Source organism: Vibrio sp. KUL78 (assembly GCF_059725505.1).
The window spans coordinates 1,187,028-1,205,609 of the sequence record NZ_AP045837.1; the positions used below are offsets into that span (position 1 = coordinate 1,187,028).

General features: G+C 47.1%; 16 protein-coding genes. 2 read left to right on the forward strand and 14 right to left on the reverse strand.

The genetic code is table 11. From position 1 onward, the window contains the following. Positions 1-33: 33 nt before the first annotated feature. The 11 genes from AC6I8Y_RS05770 to AC6I8Y_RS05820 form a co-directional block, all read right to left on the reverse strand. On the reverse strand, positions 34-1,083 hold the full coding sequence (locus AC6I8Y_RS05770; RefSeq protein ID WP_394152791.1) for a glycosyltransferase family 4 protein: 1,050 nt from the start codon (positions 1,081-1,083) through the stop codon (positions 34-36). After that, positions 1,073-2,584 carry a sigma-54-dependent transcriptional regulator gene (locus tag AC6I8Y_RS05775; protein WP_394152792.1) on the reverse strand — a complete coding sequence of 504 codons (1,512 nt, stop codon included), beginning with the start codon at positions 2,582-2,584 and terminating at the stop codon, positions 1,073-1,075. Before AC6I8Y_RS05775 ends, AC6I8Y_RS05770 begins: the two co-directional genes overlap by 11 nt. Before the next feature lie 130 nt (positions 2,585-2,714). Next, positions 2,715-3,431, reverse strand: a complete 717-nt coding sequence (locus tag AC6I8Y_RS05780) for a P-loop NTPase family protein (protein ID WP_498021035.1) — start codon at positions 3,429-3,431, stop codon at positions 2,715-2,717. After that, positions 3,431-5,494 (reverse strand): SLBB domain-containing protein, encoded by a 2,064-nt coding sequence (locus tag AC6I8Y_RS05785; RefSeq protein WP_394152850.1) that lies wholly within the window; start codon positions 5,492-5,494, stop codon positions 3,431-3,433. Before AC6I8Y_RS05785 ends, AC6I8Y_RS05780 begins: the two co-directional genes overlap by 1 nt. A 38-nt stretch (positions 5,495-5,532) precedes the next feature. Next, a complete protein-coding gene (locus AC6I8Y_RS05790) occupies positions 5,533-6,408 on the reverse strand; it encodes an OmpA family protein (protein ID WP_394152796.1) in 876 nt (291 codons plus the stop codon). 47 nt (positions 6,409-6,455) lie between these two features. Beyond that, positions 6,456-6,788, reverse strand: a complete 333-nt coding sequence (locus tag AC6I8Y_RS05795) for an STAS domain-containing protein (protein WP_394152798.1) — start codon at positions 6,786-6,788, stop codon at positions 6,456-6,458. A 272-nt stretch (positions 6,789-7,060) separates the two neighbouring features. After that, the gene (locus AC6I8Y_RS05800; RefSeq protein ID WP_498021038.1) at positions 7,061-7,996 is read right to left on the reverse strand and encodes a glycosyltransferase family 2 protein; all 936 of its coding nucleotides are present in this window, start codon (positions 7,994-7,996) and stop codon (positions 7,061-7,063) included. An 11-nt stretch (positions 7,997-8,007) separates the two neighbouring features. Then, positions 8,008-9,426 (reverse strand): lipopolysaccharide biosynthesis protein, encoded by a 1,419-nt coding sequence (locus AC6I8Y_RS05805; RefSeq protein WP_498021039.1) that lies wholly within the window; start codon positions 9,424-9,426, stop codon positions 8,008-8,010. Further along, complete coding sequence (locus AC6I8Y_RS05810; RefSeq protein ID WP_394152804.1) at positions 9,423-10,610, reverse strand: glycosyltransferase; 1,188 nt, start codon at positions 10,608-10,610, stop codon at positions 9,423-9,425. The genes AC6I8Y_RS05805 and AC6I8Y_RS05810 overlap by 4 nt, the downstream gene beginning before the upstream one ends. Positions 10,611-10,619: 9 nt before the next feature. After that, a complete protein-coding gene (locus tag AC6I8Y_RS05815; RefSeq protein ID WP_498021041.1) occupies positions 10,620-12,287 on the reverse strand; it encodes an asparagine synthase-related protein in 1,668 nt (555 codons plus the stop codon). Between the two features lie 246 nt (positions 12,288-12,533). Beyond that, entirely contained in the window at positions 12,534-14,828 is a 2,295-nt protein-coding gene (locus AC6I8Y_RS05820) for a YgiQ family radical SAM protein (RefSeq protein WP_394152808.1), read from the reverse strand. A gap of 152 nt (positions 14,829-14,980) precedes the next feature. Between AC6I8Y_RS05820 and AC6I8Y_RS05825 the strand changes: the two genes are divergently transcribed. Together AC6I8Y_RS05825 and AC6I8Y_RS05830 are read left to right on the forward strand one after the other, a co-directional pair. After that, positions 14,981-15,664, forward strand: coding sequence for an HI_1241 family integral membrane domain (locus AC6I8Y_RS05825; protein WP_252014106.1), 684 nt, complete (start codon positions 14,981-14,983; stop codon positions 15,662-15,664). Between the two features lie 77 nt (positions 15,665-15,741). Beyond that, entirely contained in the window at positions 15,742-15,942 is a 201-nt protein-coding gene (locus AC6I8Y_RS05830) for a DUF4250 domain-containing protein (RefSeq protein WP_042474451.1), read from the forward strand. A gap of 58 nt (positions 15,943-16,000) precedes the next feature. On the opposite strand, the gene AC6I8Y_RS05835 is transcribed toward AC6I8Y_RS05830, so the two are convergent. The 3 genes from AC6I8Y_RS05835 to lpxH all read right to left on the reverse strand — a co-directional run bounded on the left by AC6I8Y_RS05835 (position 16,001) and on the right by lpxH (position 18,567). After that, entirely contained in the window at positions 16,001-16,489 is a 489-nt protein-coding gene (locus tag AC6I8Y_RS05835; RefSeq protein ID WP_498021044.1) for a YchJ family metal-binding protein, read from the reverse strand. A 23-nt stretch (positions 16,490-16,512) separates the two neighbouring features. Continuing rightward, positions 16,513-17,745 (reverse strand): EAL and HDOD domain-containing protein, encoded by a 1,233-nt coding sequence (locus AC6I8Y_RS05840; RefSeq protein WP_252014657.1) that lies wholly within the window; start codon positions 17,743-17,745, stop codon positions 16,513-16,515. 90 nt (positions 17,746-17,835) lie between these two features. Then, positions 17,836-18,567, reverse strand: coding sequence for a UDP-2,3-diacylglucosamine diphosphatase (gene lpxH / locus AC6I8Y_RS05845; protein ID WP_498021046.1), 732 nt, complete (start codon positions 18,565-18,567; stop codon positions 17,836-17,838). Positions 18,568-18,582 lie beyond the last annotated feature (15 nt).

Consider the following 18,582-nt stretch of genomic DNA (forward strand, 5'->3'; position numbering starts at 1 on the left):
TCTCATTTTGGGAATCAAATTGAGCGGCGAGATTTACGCTTTGAGTCCGTATACCCCGAGCATCGTCGGTATGACCACATCGGTAGAGTAATTGAGTTCAATGGTTTGCTGGGCGTGATACTTGATTTGCGAGCGTTTTGCGTCTGAAAGCGAAAACCAAGTGTTTAGTGTGGCTCTCATGTCTTCGGGAGATGAGGTGATCCAGCCATTGCTACCGGTATCAATAACACTAGGAAGCTCACCTAGCTCGAAGCTTATGACTGGTATTCCTCTAGACATCGCTTCTAGTGCTGCCATCGGTAACCCTTCATATCGAGACGTGATCAGAAGAAGGTCGATGCTTTGCCAAACCTCATTCATATTGGATTGGTGCCCGTGAAACTGCACATTTGGCGGAGCAATCTCTTTTAACAGCGCTTCCATTGGTCCTGAACCATAGATATGAAAATCCTGGTTTGGAAAATGGGTGGCTATTTCAATAAAGGTATCTGGGCCTTTTTCTTCACTTAACCTGCCGACAAATGCGACACTGCGCGACGCAAGTGAAACAAGCGGCGCTTTGGGAACAAAGTTTTTTACCAGTATGCTTTTGTAAGGAAGCTTCGATTGAATAGTGCGACTGACGCAGATACGTTGCTCGCTAAGGAAAGCACTGAACCTATCGAGAGCATCATAAAGTTTGACGCGACCTTTTGGCGTTTCTCCAGCGTGAAAGCTTGAAACAATACGAATTGAGTTGGTGAAGCCAATAAGGCGAGTGACCCGCGCTAAAAGGCTGCCTTTATAACCATGCGTATGAATGACTGCTGGGCGTTGATTGTGTTGATCAGCGCTAGAAATCGCCTCTTTAAGACGTAACAGTGGGTGAGTGTTGGGATACTCACGGCTCAGGGCCATGGTAGGAATTGAATTTTGGCTTAGCGCCGTTTCTAGCGGCGGAGTTGGGTGGTATTCGTTGGAAAATACCACCTTTACCTGGTAGTTGTGAGCGCGCAATCCCTTAGCGAGCTCCAAGACATGGGTCTCTATGCCGCCAAATGAGCGGCTATCGAGCAGTAACCAAATCACCGGATTAAGAGGCACTGTCTTCGGCTTCCCATGCTTGTTTTTTGCGATATACGGTGGAGGGGCTGAGCTCTAGTAACACCGCAGCATTGAGTACATTACCATCGCAATAGTCAATGGCTTGCTGAATGGTCTCCCGTTCTATTTGCCACATTGGACGGATGGTGACCCCTTGAGAGTTGCTTGGTTCTGCGTTTGGCGAGGTGTGACTAGCTGGGCTCTCCATTGGCATAGAAGTAGTGGTCATTTCAGGGGCGGCTTCTACTATCGGACTAGGCGCTGGGCTGGTCTGCTGTACAACAGAAAGACGGTTATTAGATGCCTGCGAGGCCGATGATTTAGTGGCAGTTGAAGCCATGACTTCGGGCGGTAGATGTGATACTCCGAGAGACTTTTCATCATTAAGTACCACAATATTGCGGATAATATTTTGCAGCTGACGCACGTTGCCCGGCCAAGGGTAGCGTTTCAGATAGCGTTGCGCGTCTTTCGCTATGGTTTCAAACTTGCGTCCATCTTGCTTGGAATAGATACGTAGGAAATGTTCGGCTAGTGTGACGATGTCACGGTCGCGTTCTCGCAGCGGTGGCATATGAATGGGAACAACGTGCACGCGATAGTAAAGGTCTTCTCTAAAGCGGCCTTCTTGAACCTCTAATAATGGATCTCGGTTGGTCGCGCAGATAATGCGTACGTCTACTTTTTGCTCTTTGGTGGCACCTAAAGGTGTAAAGGTGCCCGTTTGAAGAAAACGCAGCAGTTTTTTCTGCATTTCCAAATCCATCTCGCAAAGTTCATCCAAGAACAGCGTGCCGCCATCGGCGAGCGAGGCGGCGCCTTTACGGTCAGTTGCTGCGCCAGTGAATGCCCCTTTTACATGACCAAACACTTCGCTTTCCATAAGGTCTTTTGGAATGGCACCACAGTTGATGGCAACAAATGCTTTGTCTTTGCGGTTACTTTCATTGTGAATGGCATTGGCACAAACCTCTTTACCTGTACCACTTTCACCAATAATGAATACGCTGGCGTTGGTGTCGGACACCGCATCTATGATTTTATACACGCCCTGCATTGGGATGCTGGCACCAATAAAATCGTGGAAGCGTTCGCGATCCATTTTTTGCTGAATATCATCCAGCATGGTTTCGAGTTCAGCTTGCTTGAGGTGGATTTGGATAGACGTCTTTAACCTGTCAGCGCGTATGGGTTTTTCGAGGAAGTCTTTGGCGCCTTTTTGGATTAGCTTTACCGCAGTGTCGACACTGCCGTGAGCGGTAACCACCACTACGGGAATGCTAATGTTTTTCTCCTCAAGCCATTCCAAAATCTCGTCGCCTTGCATATCTGGAAGTTGAAGATCAAGGATAATTAGCGAAGGGATCGTACGTTCAAGTATGCGTTTTGCTTCACCGCCAGTCGCAGCATGCAGCAAGTCGAAAGGTTCATTTTTTAAGTATTGCTTGTAGAGAACGGCAAGAGAAGAGGAGTCCTCTACCAAGAGTACCTTAGGTGTCATACTTACAATCCTTTGTTTGATTAGACGTTGTTCTTCTAAGGATAGTACAGTTTGTCAATTTGCAACAAAGATTTGCGTGTTAAGGTACTGAATAATAACAACTTGCCTGTGTATATCTCAAAATGACGATTTAAATAGACTGAGATAAGAAGCGATTGTTGCGCACTTTGGTTTTCATCCAATTGGTAAAGCGATTGGGTAGCCAACTCAAGCGGTCTATTTCACGGCAGATTTCACTGGCAAGAGAAGGTTGGTCTCTATAGTTGAGAACGGAACCAAGCAGTTGAACTGATGTAGCATCACTCAATATTTGCGTGGCCTCCATGACTTGGTTGGTCATGGTGACACCGCTCAGTACAACGAGAAAAGTGCCATCACAGGCATTAGCGACAACCTGAGCCGGTATATTATTGTGATTGACGTTTAAAATCGGTGAGGTGTCGAACACAATACGGTCATAGTCTTCAAGCCAGCACTCGGTTTGCTTTCGAAGCTGAATTGGGTCTTTAAACCGCAAACGTGTTTTAGGGTCGTTCGGTACGCTTACTCCAAGAAATACTTTGGGCGATGAGGCATCACTTTCTTGATCCTGAAGTAATTGAGCAGAGGACTCAGCGTTCTCTGGTGGAATATCGAAGTCGATTGGAACCAAGCTCGGCCTAAACATATTGAGATCGACCAAAAGAGTTTTATACCCCGCCAGCAGGTAACGCTCAGTCAACGCTTTTGCTATAGTCGTTGTGCCTTCGCCGCTGTTGCAAGCGGTAAGGCAAATAGAGCGGCACTGCTTTAACTCAGCATTTAGATACAGCTCTTCAATCTCAGCATGAGTGGCAGGTATAGTCATTACAGCGCTCCGATAATAGCTATGGTTGAAACGATTCGGAAAATATCGGTCAGACCCAGGCGAGCTTGTTCAGCAAAACTATTGCGGCGATCGGGGACATAAACGGTGTCACCAGCGCGAAGTACAGGTAGCATTCGGATGTCTGCTGTTTTACTAAACTCAACCAAATCAAATGAACGAGCTTGCCCTTGGCAGCATGACATATTCACGATACTTATCTTACTGACATACGCGCGTTCATCTGGCCCGCCAGCTTGAGCTAAGATATCCAAGATAGTCATGTTGTCATTAAAAACATAACGACCGGGGCTTTTCACTGCACCGAGTACGCGCACTGTTTTTTCTTTGGGTTTGTCGAGCCAGTTTTTGTTTTTCTCTGGAACATAGATGGTGTCACCTGGCTTCACTAGAGGCAAAATGGACTCATCACCTGTCTCAAAGTAAGTCGACAAGTTGAGCTTACTGACTTTTGCATAAGGCTTATCGCGATGGGTGACGCGAATATTGTGAATATCTGCATCTTTAGTTGGCCCATCTGCAGCGGAGAGAATATCTAGGAAATGCATCTCATTGGTAAAGCGATAGCGTCCTGGAGCATTGACCTGACCAAATACGTAGATGGATGCATCAGAGCTTTGTCTTACCCACTGAGCTTTGTTGTCGGATGGATCTTGTGGAAGGTCGTGCACTCTGACAACGGCGCCAGCTGCGATATAGGGTAATTCTGATTGAGGAGCGCCCTTTTTGATAAACTCGTCTAAGTTGAACACCACGGTTTTCCCACCGTTTGCCACTTCGATCTTAGAAGTGTCTGCTCGCCCTTTTGGGCCACCAACGTGGGCCAACAGATCCATCAGATCCATTTCATCTGACCATTCTATACGACCGGGTCTGACTACCTCACCGATAACATTGACCGCGCGATCTGGTGATATCTTGAGCCACGATTTTTCGTTGATATCGGTTTTCTCTGGTACAAAAATCGCGTCACCTGCTTCAATCAGTGGTGCTTCAGATTTACTGAGCCCTTCGGTATAAGCGGTCAAATCGAAGGGAATGATAGAGCCGTCGGACTTAATCACTCGCATTTGGCGAGACTCAGCGAAACGTGTTGGACCGCCAGCATTGGCAAGGATATCCATAAACGTCGCTCCCGGCTTGCCCTCGAACGCACCAGGGGCTGCTACTTCACCCATGACATAAACGGTGTTAGAACCGGATTTAATTTCCTCTTCTTGCTTGGGAACAAATATAGTTGCACCTGGCTGTAATGGTGGTAGCAGCGATGTGTCACCACTATCCAAGTAGCGTTTGAGGTTAAACAGAATAGGGGAGTTGTTACTGATAACTCGGATTTGCTCAACACTGGCATAGCGAGTTACACCGCCTGCGCGCATCAGCACGTCGACAAGGTCTGTATTGGCTTTATAAGAGAAAGAGCCTGGCGCATTAACTTCACCAAACACCTTGATCGCTTGGCGTGAATCGGCGCTGTCTCCAGAGTCCGCAAGTTTAGCAGCATCAAATTCTTGCTCGACGTTCCCGACAAGGGGGGAAGCAGGAACGAAAAGTATGTCTAAGGACTCTAGTGTAGGTAAGTCGCTGTCATCACCGGTATCAAGAAACTGTTTGTAGTCAAACTCACTGCGCTCTGCTCCGCGGCGGTGAATCATTTTGTTGAGTTGTGCACCGGCTCTCAAGCCTCCAGCGGCCTGCAATGCCATTTGCACGTTCGAGTTATGAGGAATGGTGTACTCCCCCGGTGCCTCAACATAACCCTGTACGGAAATTAATATCTGGCGCTCGGCGATGAATACTTTGACATTGCTTGTATCGCGAAAGACGCTACTAAGGGCGTCCACCACGACAGATTCAAGCTGCGTCTCATCAAATCCGGCGACGAAGACCTGCCCAACTTCAGGAAGATTAATGCGACCGCGTTTGTCGACTTGAAATGCTCGGTTAAGGCTAGACTCTCCAGGTAGGTCAACTTGAATAAGGTCGCCAACCTGGACGTTTTTTTCGTCAGCGAACGTAGCTGGACTGAGCGCAACCACGATCATTGCCAATAGCAGTGTCGCCAGGGTATTGAGAAGCTTCATTATTGTGCTCCCTTGTCAGCAGCTCCATATCCAGTATGGCTACTTTCGGTGGCGCTATAACTTTCTGCAGCGCTATAGTTATCAGCAATGACATCAACGCTAACGCGTCGGTTGGTGAGCATGATGCCTGGTGTGTTTCCTTCATACAAAGGCAGCTCTTCGCCTAAAGAATGTGTGTCGATTCGATTCGGCGCTAATCCAAAGATCGTTAGGTAGCGTTTTACTTGTTGCGCGCGTCCTTTGGCAATTCGTTCGTTGTATTCTTTGGTCCCGGTCGCATCTGCGTGGCCTGTGACCGACAATCGAATATTCGGATGCTGTTTTAAGATGTTTGCTGCCTCTGCCAAGTGACCCATATACTTAGGGTTAACTTCTATAGAGTCATAGGCAAACTGATTATCGACGTTCAGTAAGTTGTAAATACGTTTGACGACAGCCATTTGGTCGTCAAATGCCGCCCCTTTCGCTGGTGGCGCACAGGTTGCTTGACTCAATACGTAGTCTAGTCGTAGCTCTAGGTCGTTCAATTTTTTTCGTTGGATAACGATGTCATTGGCTGCATCAATCCACAAGCCACCTTCAAGCTCTCGCGCGATTCGATTTTGCTTCTCTTGTGCCTGCAACACGGCAGCGGGAAAACACCACTGAGCGCCCTCTTGTATCAGTGAATCTAAGTGGAGTTTGGTCAGCTTCCAGTCGAAGCGGAGTCCGTGTTCCGGTCCGAGTGGTTCCTCAGGCATGACAGGGGAAAAGTCAGACCCTACATATTGTTCGGCAGTGCCTCCGGTTCCATTATCAGGATAACTGGTACATGCAACCAGAAGACTTGCCGAGATACAGGTTAATGCTCGTTTTATACCCGTGTTTACATCCATGTAGTGACCACCTATTTTTGCCAACTCTTTAGTCTAATATTATGAGGCTACAAGTACTCGTTACTGGCGTGAGTGTTGACCGGAATCGCCTGGCCAATTCGAAGTAACTTGATGATTTGCAGGGGCTGACCTGTGACATTCTCCAGACGCATTTTTCGTTCACGTTCAACCAGTCGCTTATACAAATAAACAATAGCACCGATGCCGGAAGAATCCATAAAGTGCACTTGTTCTAGGTCGATTTCCACTTCTCTGTGTCCATCATTGTGAATGATGTCATCAATTTGAGCTTGAGCCGATCGGCTGCCTCGAGCATCAAAATCGCCTAAAACTTTTACTTGAAGGGTTTGAGTGTTGCTTTCTGCTTTTAGTAGTTCCATGGTCTTGTCCTCGTCCTGAATGGCCAAATTGTTTCTACATCTAATAGATTGCATGGAGTGTGCCAATAATTTAGTTGTTATATTTCAATGGTTTGTTGTTTTGTGGCGGTGTGTTTTTCAAATTGAAGATGTGATTCTCAAATTGAAAATAGAAATAGCAGGGTGAGAAAGGAAAAATGTAGCGGAAGGCGGTAAATGGATAGCCTTAGTGAGGTGATGTGGAATAATTACAATCTAGCTCCACCACTAGCGAGTGGCAGAGCTAGATTCTGCTAATAGATAATGGCCGTTTTCACCATGGCCTTGAAGCGGCGAACGCTAGGGTAGGTGACGAAGGTTTGCACATGTTTTGCTGTACGATGGAAATAACCTTTGTGCTGCGAAGCATACTCACAGTAGGCGTCCATCAAACGCTCATCAATAAAGCGCTTCGCTTTAGAGCATTGGGCTTGAGCAAAGCTGACATGACGCTGAGCAATCGTCTTCATTGCTTCAATACGTTTTGGAACATTCGAAGAGACGCTGCCTTGGCGCATCAGGTAGTGCATGCGAATTTCGTTGGTAAACGACACGTCACCAATCTCACTTAACTTTAACCACAGATCCCAATCACTGGCACTTGGCAATTCACAGTCAAACCCTTGTACTTGAAGGTAAGCATCACGGCGACACATGACCGAAGAAGTACCGACGATGTTCTCTTTGAAAAGCATTGCGGTTGCATGGTTTAACATTTGATAGCCGGTAGTGGCAGATTGCGATTCAATATGGCGTTGAAACTCGGGCCAGTATTGAAAACATGGAATGATGAACTCGTTCGCTTCATTGATGTGCTCGTAATTGGTAAAGCTAAGTACGCAGTTGGGGTGCTCACTCATAAAAGCCACCTGTTCGGCGAGTTTACTGTGTGTCCATAGATCATCAGCATCTAAAAATGCTATCCATTCACCTTTAGCTTGCGATACACCAAGATTGCGAGCGGCGCCAGGCCCTCCACGCTCACTTAGAATGAGTGAGATATGTGGATGGGTATTACATAAATCAGTCAAGTACTCACGTGAACCGTCCGTGGAACCATCGTCAACGAACAGGATTTCGTAATGGGTATAAGTCTGCTGCTCGATGCTTTGTAAGCACTGAGGAAGGTATGCCAAACAGTTGAAGTTTGGAATGACAATACTGACGGTTGGGGTTGAATGTGAAGTCATGTTGGAATTCCTTATAAACGTTTAGCGCACGTATCAGTGTGGATGGCGTTGTCGGCTTGTTTCGCTGTAGGTCGCCAGTTTTGTATCAGCCAAAAGCTGAATAGGATGGTTTGTACTAGCCAGCCTGCTATCAGATAGATTGGTGACAATTGGTTTAGAGCAATAAAGCCGGTTACCCAAGCTAGGTGAACAGCAAGTTGTATGTAGTGATGATTCAACACCAGGCGCTTTTGGCTGGCGCGGTCAAACAGATAGGCACGTAGTGCATAGAGCGCAACAAAGGCAAACACAACGCCTTGGATCCCAAATAGCCAGCTTGACAGGGTAAACACAGTAAGCGCTGCGATTGCCATAATAGTATTGATTTTTAGAACAATTTTAGGTTGTTTTTCTATGTAGCAACCTGTGGTCAAGGTATGGGATATTTGCTTAAAAGCGATGCCCAGTGCTAGCCAAGGAATCCATTGTGAGGCTTCGTGATAGCGTGCTGGGAACCAGTTTTCGATAATCACAGGTGCGAATAGTGCGATACTCATCGCGAACCAAATAGTGGTGTGGCAAAGGGTCTCGGCGATACGTACGGTTTTTGCTTCGCCGTTTTGTTCATTGAGTATTTGAAAGCGTTTTGGAAACCACCATAGAGTGAGAGGTTCACACAGAAAGGCAACAATGAGAGCGAACTGCATTGCGATAGCGTATTGAGCTAATGATTCTAGTCCAACCGACGCCGCCAAGATCCAGCGCTCAGCACCTGCTGCGACAAATAGTAGCGACCCAGAGAAGATAAGAGGTAGCCCATAGTGCCTCATTTGCTTTGCTATTTGGGCATCCCAGCTAAACGAAAGTGAACACCATTGTTTAACTAACAGAAGGGTTGCTAGGTACAGAGACGAGAGTAGACCGGAGAGCAATACGCCAGTTAATCCTAAACCGTAATGTAAGAAAGCAAAGGTTAAAATGGCTTGAATCACAGCTTTGCTACTTGTTAGAAAAAAGAACAAGCGAGCATTGTCGATTAATCTTAGCCAGGTTAGCGGCATGTTGATGGTACAGCTGATAATCAGGGTCAACGTGACCAAAATGAAATCTGTGCTGCTGATTTGTGTCCATGTGGACAGCACAAAAAGACCAATTGGTACGGCAGCGATGAGTGCCATGACGGCGATTATGAGCTGTTGAATTGTGGCGGTGCTGTTTAACGTGTCAAACGCGCTGCCTTTTGCCTCTCCAGCTAGCTTGTAAAGCGCTTCTATCAAACCAAAACCAAGAATAATGCCACCGACGTTTAATATGGACAGCCATAGATCAAGCTGACCGTAGTCTGTGGTAGACAGCGCCCCAGCAACAATCGGCAGCATGATAAACGATACGCCTTTCATCAAAACTAGCCCTGCGGCGTAGTAAAGCGACTGTTGGATAGCGGGGCTCATAGTGTTGCTCCTTGTAACTGGTAGTTGCCTTCAATGGCGGTGGCCAGTTTTTTAGCTGAGCTGCGAGCACTGTATAGTCGAGTCACACGAGTTCGCGCTTTGTCTAACTGGTTCATTCGCTGCGAGGTGGTCAGTGAATACGTTTTGACGATGGCGGCCGCCAAACTTTGGGGATCTTTTGGTGGTACTAACAGTCCGGTACCTTCAACGATCATTTCCTTGCAGCCCATGAAGTTACTACAAATCACCGGCAGCCCGAGAGCCATCGCTTCTTTTACGACAACTGGCCCTGTGTCTCGATCGCCGTCACGCGCTTCACAAAAAGGGGTGCAAAGTGCCAAGTAGTGTGAGGCGTTATCAATAATCCATTCTGAGGGACGGCTACCAAGAAAGTGTACTTGCTCAGCAATGCCCAACTGATTGGCTAGCGCAACAAGCAGGGATTTCTGTTCACCATCACCGACAAGATCCAACATGGGACGCTCGTCATCTGGAAGTAACGCGATGGCTTGAAGAAGATCAACCAGCCCTTTTTTCTCTGTTAGGCGGCCAACAAAAAGTAACCGCCCATTGTGATGTTGGCGGGGATGAAATGGGTAGCGGTTAAGCTCGATCCCACATTCAACTAAATGCACTGGATGGTTGGGTGCAAGCTCTAGAAATTGGTCACACATATCTTCACAAACGCAGACTGAAAAGCTGGAAGATTCGAGCTTAAGAGCCAAGTCGGCCGGGCGCGCATAAACATCGTAACCGTGGCCGACGAAAGAGACTTGGCAACCTGAAAGCTTGCTTGCTGCAATCGCTGTCGCCGCGGTATGCAGAGCAAAATGAGCATGAAGGTGGTCACAGTCATTCTCTATTGCCACTCGTGCGAGTTGTCCTGCACTGCGTATCAGTGATTTTTTTGGAAGGCCATTTTGACGAACAATGAATGACAGAGCTTTGACGCTTCTGAATGGGTTACGAAGCCAAATGGCAAGAGCAGAAAAATTGCTAATGTTAGAAAGCGAAACAGCCTTATCTAGCAGTGGCTTATCAACAGGCTGACCACCATTTTGATGGATGTTGAAGGCAAAGGGTTTCACTTGATACCCCAGTGCTTCCATCGCACGTATCTCTGTACCGACGAAGGTTTCTGACAGAACAGGGAAATCGCTGAGTACGTAACCTAGAGTCTTCATTGCTTGCTCCTATGCGCCAGTGATGGACTGAATAGCGGTTAGCGGCTTCGATGGTGACCAAACCGCGCTAAAGCCAAGAGTCGGTAAATGCTGCTGAACACGTTGCCATGTCTGGTCATCTTTGATGTTGTTCAGGCAATTCATCTGACGCAAGCTGCGTTCGATAGTGCCGCGAGACAAGTGCTTTGCTAGCTCGCTATAGTTGTACATCGGTGTGCTGTTTTTGCCCCAGTTCTCCATGCCTAAGCGGCTTGTTAATGCAGGGTAGCGATAGCTCAGTGGCAATCCCTGGCTAAGCGGCTGATCTGTTTTGTCCCAGCGAATATTGGCAAGCTTTGGAGACAGTTTCTGTATCGCTTTTCGATGGAAGCGACTAGCGAGTTTATAGCGCACTGGTAAGTGAGCAATCTGATACAGCGCATCTTTGTTGAGAAATGGATGACTGCGAAGGTAGTGCGAATCTAACATTTGCTGCCCGCAAGCGACAAAGCGAACCACTCGATTTTGCAGGTAGAAGTTGTCCAAAAAACGTGCTGGTGTATCAAATTGATGAGCGTAGCGTTCAATGATTCTATTTAGGTCACTGAGCATGGCTTCTTTGTATTGAGGCGCATAGTTGAAAAAGGGTGTGGCTGATTTCGAATATTCCTCTCGAATGTAACGCTTAGCCCGCTCCATCAGTGATGTGTGACCTACCATGCCTTGACCAAAAATACTAAAGCCGGGAAAACCACGGTCGTAGTAGAACGCTCTTGCTACTTCAGCACCGGTGCCAGTTAGAATCATGCGCCCAGAGGTTTGTGCCAATAGTGAAGAATCAAGAATCGAATGGGCATGATGAAGAGGGACTTCACCATTGCCAAGATCTGCGACGCGTTGAATGGTGCTAGGGTCAGTGGGTGTCGCGAACTCGTTTCCAGTAATCAAACGAAGCCCTGCACACTCGGCAAGAGTTTTGGCAATTTGATGGTCACTAGAGAGAGGTGAGCCATAGGTTAGCGTTGTTGGCTGTTTGCCAAGTGCAGTGGCTGCAGACAGAATCAGGCGAGAGTCGAGCCCGCCACTTAATGACACCATTGGCTCACTGCCGCAGTGAAACGCTTCGCGAACGGCTTCGACAAAAGCTTCCAATGCATCATCAAAACGGGTGATGTCGTTACCTAAAATCGGGGTATCTTGACGAGATTCGACGTTGATGCACTCTGAATCTATGTTGACGTTTGTGTCCCCATTGAGGCAGCGGATCTCTTCCCATAATGTTTGCTCATCAAACAACTGGCCGAACGCCACTAACGTGCGTTGAGCGCTCGACGTTTTGGGTTGGTGCTGCGTAAAGGTGCTAAGCGCTTGACGACTGGTATAAAGTGCAGTGCTGTGTTGATGTTCGCCAACCCAAACTGGGAAGATGCCAAGACGATCTGTGCATGCTTGTACAGTTTGCTCATCGTTATCGACAACAATCCAACTGCGACCCCAATAAGATTGGCTGCGGTTTAGACTCACATCAGCGATGATGTCTGCATCACTGGCAGCACTTGCTGGGTCGCCCCAACAAATCACGGTTTTATGGCCAAGGTCCCAAATGGTCGCACTATCCAGCTCGCCATCATTGGCGGTGTTAGTCACGCTCACTGATTGATTGGTCGCTTTAGGAATTGTAATTAGATAATGTGCCATAACCCTGCCTCAGAAGTTTTATTGATACCTCTGTATTGCAACAGCCGTGCCCAAATTTAAATTCAATAAATACAGTAAGTTATGTTTCTTTCTTGAAGTGGTAATGGTGTTTTATCATTTTGACAATCAAAATCAGATTGAGAATTGGCATAGAGATAGGGTTGAGAGCGGAAAAAAAAGAGAGCCACAAGTGACTCTCTTTTATGAAACTACCATTCGCTAAATGTCGGAATCGCAGGCGTTAGGTTAGGCACGCGCGCGGCGTTTAGGTGCGCCTTTACCGTTTGGTTTGCCAGCTGGCTTTCCGCCTGATCTTTGTTGACCATTTGGTTTGCTGTTTGGTTTACCGTTACCTTGTTTTCCAGGGCCTTGACTCTGACCACCTGCGGAGCGCTGGCCTGGTTTCTTGCGGCGCTGACCGTCGGTTCGGATATCCGGTTGTCCCTTAGTGTGCTTAGTCGCAAAACGATTTGCGCCATGACGACCGGATTTGCGTCTTTGCGCAGGCGTGCGTGCATCAAGATCTTCTGCAGGTACGAGGCAGCCCGGCTTGTCACCGATAAGGTATTGCTTGCCCATGTTAACGAGCGCTTCGCGGATAAGTGGCCAGTTGTCGGGATCATGATAGCGCAGTAGCGCTTTGTGTAGCCTACGTTGACGATCACCTTTAGCAACCGGTAAGTCTTCGCGTTTTTTATATTTTACGCGCTTGAGCGGGTTGGTCTCAGAGTAATACATCGAGGTCGCATTACACATTGGTGATGGATAGAAGTTCTGAACCTGGTCGCACTCAAAGTTATTCTTCTTTAACCACAACGCAAGATTGAGCATGTCCTCATCTTCTGTACCCGGGTGAGCGGATATGAAGTAAGGGATCAAGTACTGTTTCTTGCCAGCTTCAGCACTGTATTTCTCGAACATCTCTTTGAAGCGATCGTAGGTACCCATACCTGGCTTCATCATCAAATCGAGTGGACCTTTCTCTGTATGCTCAGGAGCAATCTTCAAATAGCCACCGACATGGTGAGTGACCAACTCGCGAACATACTCTGGTGACTCGATCGCAAGATCGTAGCGAACGCCAGAGGCGATCATGACCTTCTTCACGCCTTTTACTTTACGTGCAGCGCGGTAAAGGTCGATGGTATGTTTGTGGTCGGTATTGAGCTTGTTACAGATACCTGGGAACACACAAGAAGGTCGGCGGCAATTGGCTTCTGCTTTTGGATCTGAACAACCGAGACGATACATGTTTGCCGTTGGTCCGCCCAAGTCGGAAATTGTACCTGTAAAACCAGGTACCTTGTCACGGATCTCTTCTAGCTCGCCAATGATCGACTCTTGCGAACGGTTTTGAATAATACGACCTTCGTGCTCAGTAATAGAACAGAACGAGCAGCCACCAAAACAACCTCGCATAATGTTCACCGAGGTCTTGATCATGTCGTAAGCTGGAATTTTTGCTTTACCGTACATAGGGTGCGGCACACGCGCATATGGCAGACCAAATACATAGTCCATCTCCTCAGTACTAAGAGGAATCGGCGCTTGGTTTACCCAAAGCTCACGGTCACCATGACGCTGGATCAGCGCTCGCCCAGAATAAGGGTTAGTCTCAAGGTGCATCACGCGGCTTGCGTGAGCATAAAGAATTCTGTCGTTGTTCAGCTTCTCGAACGGAGGTAAGCGCACCGCGGTAGTCGCAGCATCGTGTCGTGAAGGACGAATGGTGATTGGCTTCGCTTCTGGTGCAGACTCGGTTTTGTTGGTGTCGCAGTTCGACTCGACCTCATAAGGGTTTTGCGGAACAAACGCTTTACCCGGCTTCTCGATGCGAGATGAGTCGATGACGCGGTAGTGTTCAGGTGCCGCTGGCAGATTGACGGCAGTACCGCGAATATCTGTCATAGTGCTGATATCTTCACCGTCTGCGAGGCGATGTGCGACTTCGACCAGTGCTCGCTCTGCATTACCGAATAGCAGAATGTCTGCTTTGGCATCAAACAGTACAGAACGACGAACTTTATCTGACCAGTAGTCATAGTGGGCGATGCGGCGAAGGCTCGCCTCAATACCACCAAGAACAATAGGTGTACCTTTGTAGGCTTCGCGGCAACGCTGAGAATAGACGAGAGTCGCGCGGTCGGGACGTTTACCACCTTCATTGTTAGGGGTGTAAGCATCGTCGTGACGCAATTTGCGATCAGCGGTGTAACGGTTGATCATTGAGTCCATGTTGCCCGCGGTGATCCCGAAGAACAAATTTGGTTTCCCTAGCGTCATGAAGTCGTTTTTATTGCTCCAATCTGGCTGGGCAATAATACCAACACGAAAGCCTTGCGCTTCAAGCAGTCGACCAATGATAGCCATACCAAAACTCGGGTGGTCAACATAAGCATCACCTGTAACGATGATGATGTCACAGCTATCCCATCCAAGGGAGTCCATCTCTTTTCTGCTGGTTGGCAAAAAAGGAGCGGTACCGAAGCATTCAGCCCAGTATTTTTTGTGCTCATGGATTGGGTTAACGTCGTTGTGCATATTTTGACCTCTGGTTTTGGAGGCGGGCATTATATACTTCAATTCTAGTGACTTCAAAGCCCAAACAAATTGTGGGTATTACGACTGGATAGCATTCCTTCTTGAGCTGATATATCATCAGCGCCAATGTTTTTTGCAATGACACCACATCCATGATTACAGCAGTTTTGACTCTTCTCGCTCCTGCCTTAGCGGTTGCGATGCTTGTCCTTACCCTTATTTTAGCAAAGGGCGATATTTGTCCGGGTCAAAGAGGACGTATCCACAAGCTTCTTCCTGCCATTGGCATACTTTGGCTGGCGATTGCGTCACTTAAAGTCGAAGCGTTTTTGGTGGTGTTTGCTATTTTTTATTTTTACTCCAAGGTTCAGACTGGCAAGACGCGTCAGCAGGGGCCGTTTTGGGTTTTACATTTAGCCAATGGTTTGGCGGGCTCGTTTGCCGCCATTATAGTGGTCCAGCAGCCCAATTTAGCGCAGTCATTATCGCTAGCTTGTGCGGGGTTACTATTAGGCACAGCATTTTCACACCTATTGTTGACCATCGCCAAAACTCGTCTTCAGGCGTTTCACCGAATTCTGCCAGTTGCGGGCGTGGTTTTTGCTATGCTGCTCGCCCTGAGCTTTGTATTTAATGCCTATCAATGGGAGCCGAACATTGTCGCTGAGTACACGCCTGCCGTGATCAGTTCATTAGTGATGTTAATGCTAGGTGTGGTGATTTGGAGTTGGCATATCATTAAACACAGTGCACCAGCGAAAGGTCAGCTAGTGGTGGCCTTCTTGAGCTTAATGGTCACCAATGTAGGTTTGCTACAGCTTTATTGGCTTGCCTAATTTGCAAACCAAATCACTTTCTATTCCGTAATTAACAGCTAGTCTTTAAAGGCTAGCTTTTTTTATGGAGTACGATTATGGATCTAAGTAATGCGAGCCGTTTTGACAGTATTATTTTGCTTGGTATCGTCAACGAAAAGTTGCGTTTAGAATGTGACTCGTTTGAAGAGTTGGTGAGCATGTATGAAATGGATGTAGAAGGCGTGGTCGGTAAACTCGATATGTTGGGCTACCAATATGATCCTCTCACCAATCAATTTAAAGCTTACGAGCGCTAAAACCAGATACCACTAAAAAAGGTCGCAATGAGCGACCTTTTTCAATTAACGACTGTACTCAACCGCAGCACTTTTTGTGCTTCTTGCCGCTTCCGCAGGGGCAAGGGTCATTTCTACCCACCTTGCTGGATTCAGCGGTCAGCTGCTTCGGGGGTATGGAGTCGTCGATCTCCCCATCGACATAAAACCACTGTCCGTTTTCAAACAGGAAACGAGAACGCTCTGCAAGACAGTACTCCATGCCGTTTTCACGCAGGAAGGCGCGGAAGCTCACATAGCCTTCGTTCTCGTGAAGTCCATCTTCGCTGTTAATGACTTCGAGTCTTGCCCAGTCACTGTTGACCGAATCCGCGATGGCTTGTCGGTCTTGTTCGGCGTGACAGTTAGGGTGGTAGGTAGCGACGACAAAATCAACATTCTTGGTAATGTGAGCGCTATAGCGAGCGCGCATGAGTTGCTCTGGCTTTTTGGCAAGAGTGACATCGTTGTGTATAGGTTGGCAGCATTCTTGATAATTCAAGTTGCTGCCACAGTAACATGGCTTCATGGTAGGTCTAGAATCAAATGAGTTTATAGGTGCGTATTGTATTCTGACTCGATAGCGAGTAAGTCTTCAGTCCACTTAATGGCGTCATCGTAGTATCGAGCAAGCTTATCGTCACTGATCTCGAGCTTATCTCTCAGTGCGATAACCGTCGTCCAGTCAGCGCTCTCATACGCTTTTACTAGCGATAGGATATTACCTAGAGTGCCTTGCTTAGTAACGAGCGCTGCTTTCACCAGGTTGTCGATAGGCATCTTTTCAACTAACTCTGCTAGCGGCTGATCAAATAACGAATCGAGCAGCGAGAACATGCCGGTTAGAAAGCCTAACCCCTCATCAATATTGCTATTGATGTCTTTTAGCAGTAGTTCGCAGAAACGCGCACGTTGAATCGACAAACTATATAAGCTGTCAGGCTTGTCATCTTGCGTAGAAGTAATCGCAACCAGTGAAATAAACTTTCGTAAACGCTCTTCACCTAAGTAGACGAGCGCTTGCTTGAAAGATTTGATCTCAGAGCGGATGAGGTACGATGCATTCACAAACGTCAGCAGTTTATATGACAAGGTTACGTCTAATGAAATCAAACGCTCAAGCTCATCATAATTGATATCTGAGTTAGCAATTTCCTTACACAGTTGAACCACAGTCAAGAAAGAAGGTTTGATCTGTTTGCGGCGGATTAATTGCGGTCGACTGAAAAAGTAGCCCTGGAACTGATTAAATCCGACTTCTTTTGCAAGCTCGAACTCTTCGTACGTCTCTACTTTTTCTGCTAAGAAAATGATGTCGTGTGGCTTGAGCCTTTCAATCAGTGTTTGTGCCTTCTTCAGCGAATACTGTTGGATGTCGATCTTTATGATCGATGTGTACGGCAAGAATGGCAGCCACTCTTTCTTTGGCACAAAATCGTCGAGTGCGATGGTATACCCTGCTTGAGACATTTTTTTGATAGCAGAAAGTAACTCAGCGGTAGGCTCACAGCTTTCGAGAATTTCGATGACAAGATTATCCTTGGGAAACAGCGTCGGGACCATGTTAACCAAGCTTTGATAAGGGAAGTTAACAAAGCCTAATTTATCGCCTATCGTACTGTAATGTGTAGCAAGGAAGTGTTCAGACAGGAGTCTATTTGTCGCGAGTTCTGGGTCGATATCTGGGAAGGTGTTATTGGGCCCATCCCTAAATAGCAGCTCATAGCCAACAGTTTTTTGGTCGCTATCCAGAATAGGCTGTCTAGCGATGTATGAGTATTTCAAATTCTGCATCGGTATCTCAAAAACGTTCACACATAGTAACGTTTAATTGCTTTGTTTGACTATGAAACTATCGAATTTTCGAGCGTTAGTTCATGGTTTGTTGAAAAAACGTGTCTCTAAGCGTTGTGATTGGGGCTCGCAGACTAAGACAGAGCCTTGTTCATACCAATCCCCCAAAACTATTCGTGTCATTGCCTGACCGTTGGCATCAAAATGGTGTGTGCCAGGTCTATGGGTGTGCCCATGTATCATCAAGTCTGTCTCGGTGGTGTTCATCAAGGAAATCACTTCATCTTGATTTACATCCATAATATCAAGCGACTTGGTGGTCTTGACCTCACGAATATCGCCCTGGATCTTATTAACAATACGTCGTCTTGTAAAGAATGGAAGGCGATTAAATATCCATTGCAACCAAGGCATATGAACCTTAGCTCGAAATTTCTGGTACTTGATATCGTCTGTGCACAGGGTATCACCATGCAAGATCACGGCTTTTTTACCGTACAAGTCAATCACTGTATGCTCATCGAGCAGCGTCATTCCTGTCTCTTTGCAGAAACGATGACTTAGGAGAAAGTCTCGGTTACCTTGAATGAAGTAGGTAGGAACACCTTTGTCCGTTAGTCGACGAAATTCTTGTTTGATTGTCGCTGCGAAATCAGAGGGGTCATCATCACCAATCCAGAATTCAAATAAGTCGCCAAGCACATACAAGGCGTCAGCGTGTACCGCTTCATTGCGCATGAAGTTGACAAAGCATTCCGTTGTTTGAGGTAACTGAGGCGAGAGGTGTAAGTCAGAAATGAATAGTGTTGTCATAATTTACTAAAAGGG

Coding starts and splice junctions, on each gene's coding strand:
- AC6I8Y_RS05830 (WP_042474451.1), top strand. CDS start 15,742: ATGGATCTAAGTAATGCGAGCCGTTTTGACAGTATTATTTTGCTTGGT.
- AC6I8Y_RS05800 (WP_498021038.1), bottom strand. CDS start 7,996: ATGACTTCACATTCAACCCCAACCGTCAGTATTGTCATTCCAAACTTC.
- AC6I8Y_RS05805 (WP_498021039.1), bottom strand. CDS start 9,426: ATGAGCCCCGCTATCCAACAGTCGCTTTACTACGCCGCAGGGCTAGTT.
- AC6I8Y_RS05790 (WP_394152796.1), bottom strand. CDS start 6,408: ATGGATGTAAACACGGGTATAAAACGAGCATTAACCTGTATCTCGGCA.
- AC6I8Y_RS05785 (WP_394152850.1), bottom strand. CDS start 5,494: ATGATCGTGGTTGCGCTCAGTCCAGCTACGTTCGCTGACGAAAAAAAC.
- AC6I8Y_RS05825 (WP_252014106.1), top strand. CDS start 14,981: ATGATTACAGCAGTTTTGACTCTTCTCGCTCCTGCCTTAGCGGTTGCG.
- lpxH (WP_498021046.1), bottom strand. CDS start 18,567: ATGACAACACTATTCATTTCTGACTTACACCTCTCGCCTCAGTTACCT.
- AC6I8Y_RS05780 (WP_498021035.1), bottom strand. CDS start 3,431: ATGACTATACCTGCCACTCATGCTGAGATTGAAGAGCTGTATCTAAAT.
- AC6I8Y_RS05775 (WP_394152792.1), bottom strand. CDS start 2,584: ATGACACCTAAGGTACTCTTGGTAGAGGACTCCTCTTCTCTTGCCGTT.
- AC6I8Y_RS05795 (WP_394152798.1), bottom strand. CDS start 6,788: ATGGAACTACTAAAAGCAGAAAGCAACACTCAAACCCTTCAAGTAAAA.
- AC6I8Y_RS05810 (WP_394152804.1), bottom strand. CDS start 10,610: ATGAAGACTCTAGGTTACGTACTCAGCGATTTCCCTGTTCTGTCAGAA.
- AC6I8Y_RS05835 (WP_498021044.1), bottom strand. CDS start 16,489: ATGAAGCCATGTTACTGTGGCAGCAACTTGAATTATCAAGAATGCTGC.
- AC6I8Y_RS05815 (WP_498021041.1), bottom strand. CDS start 12,287: ATGGCACATTATCTAATTACAATTCCTAAAGCGACCAATCAATCAGTG.
- AC6I8Y_RS05820 (WP_394152808.1), bottom strand. CDS start 14,828: ATGCACAACGACGTTAACCCAATCCATGAGCACAAAAAATACTGGGCT.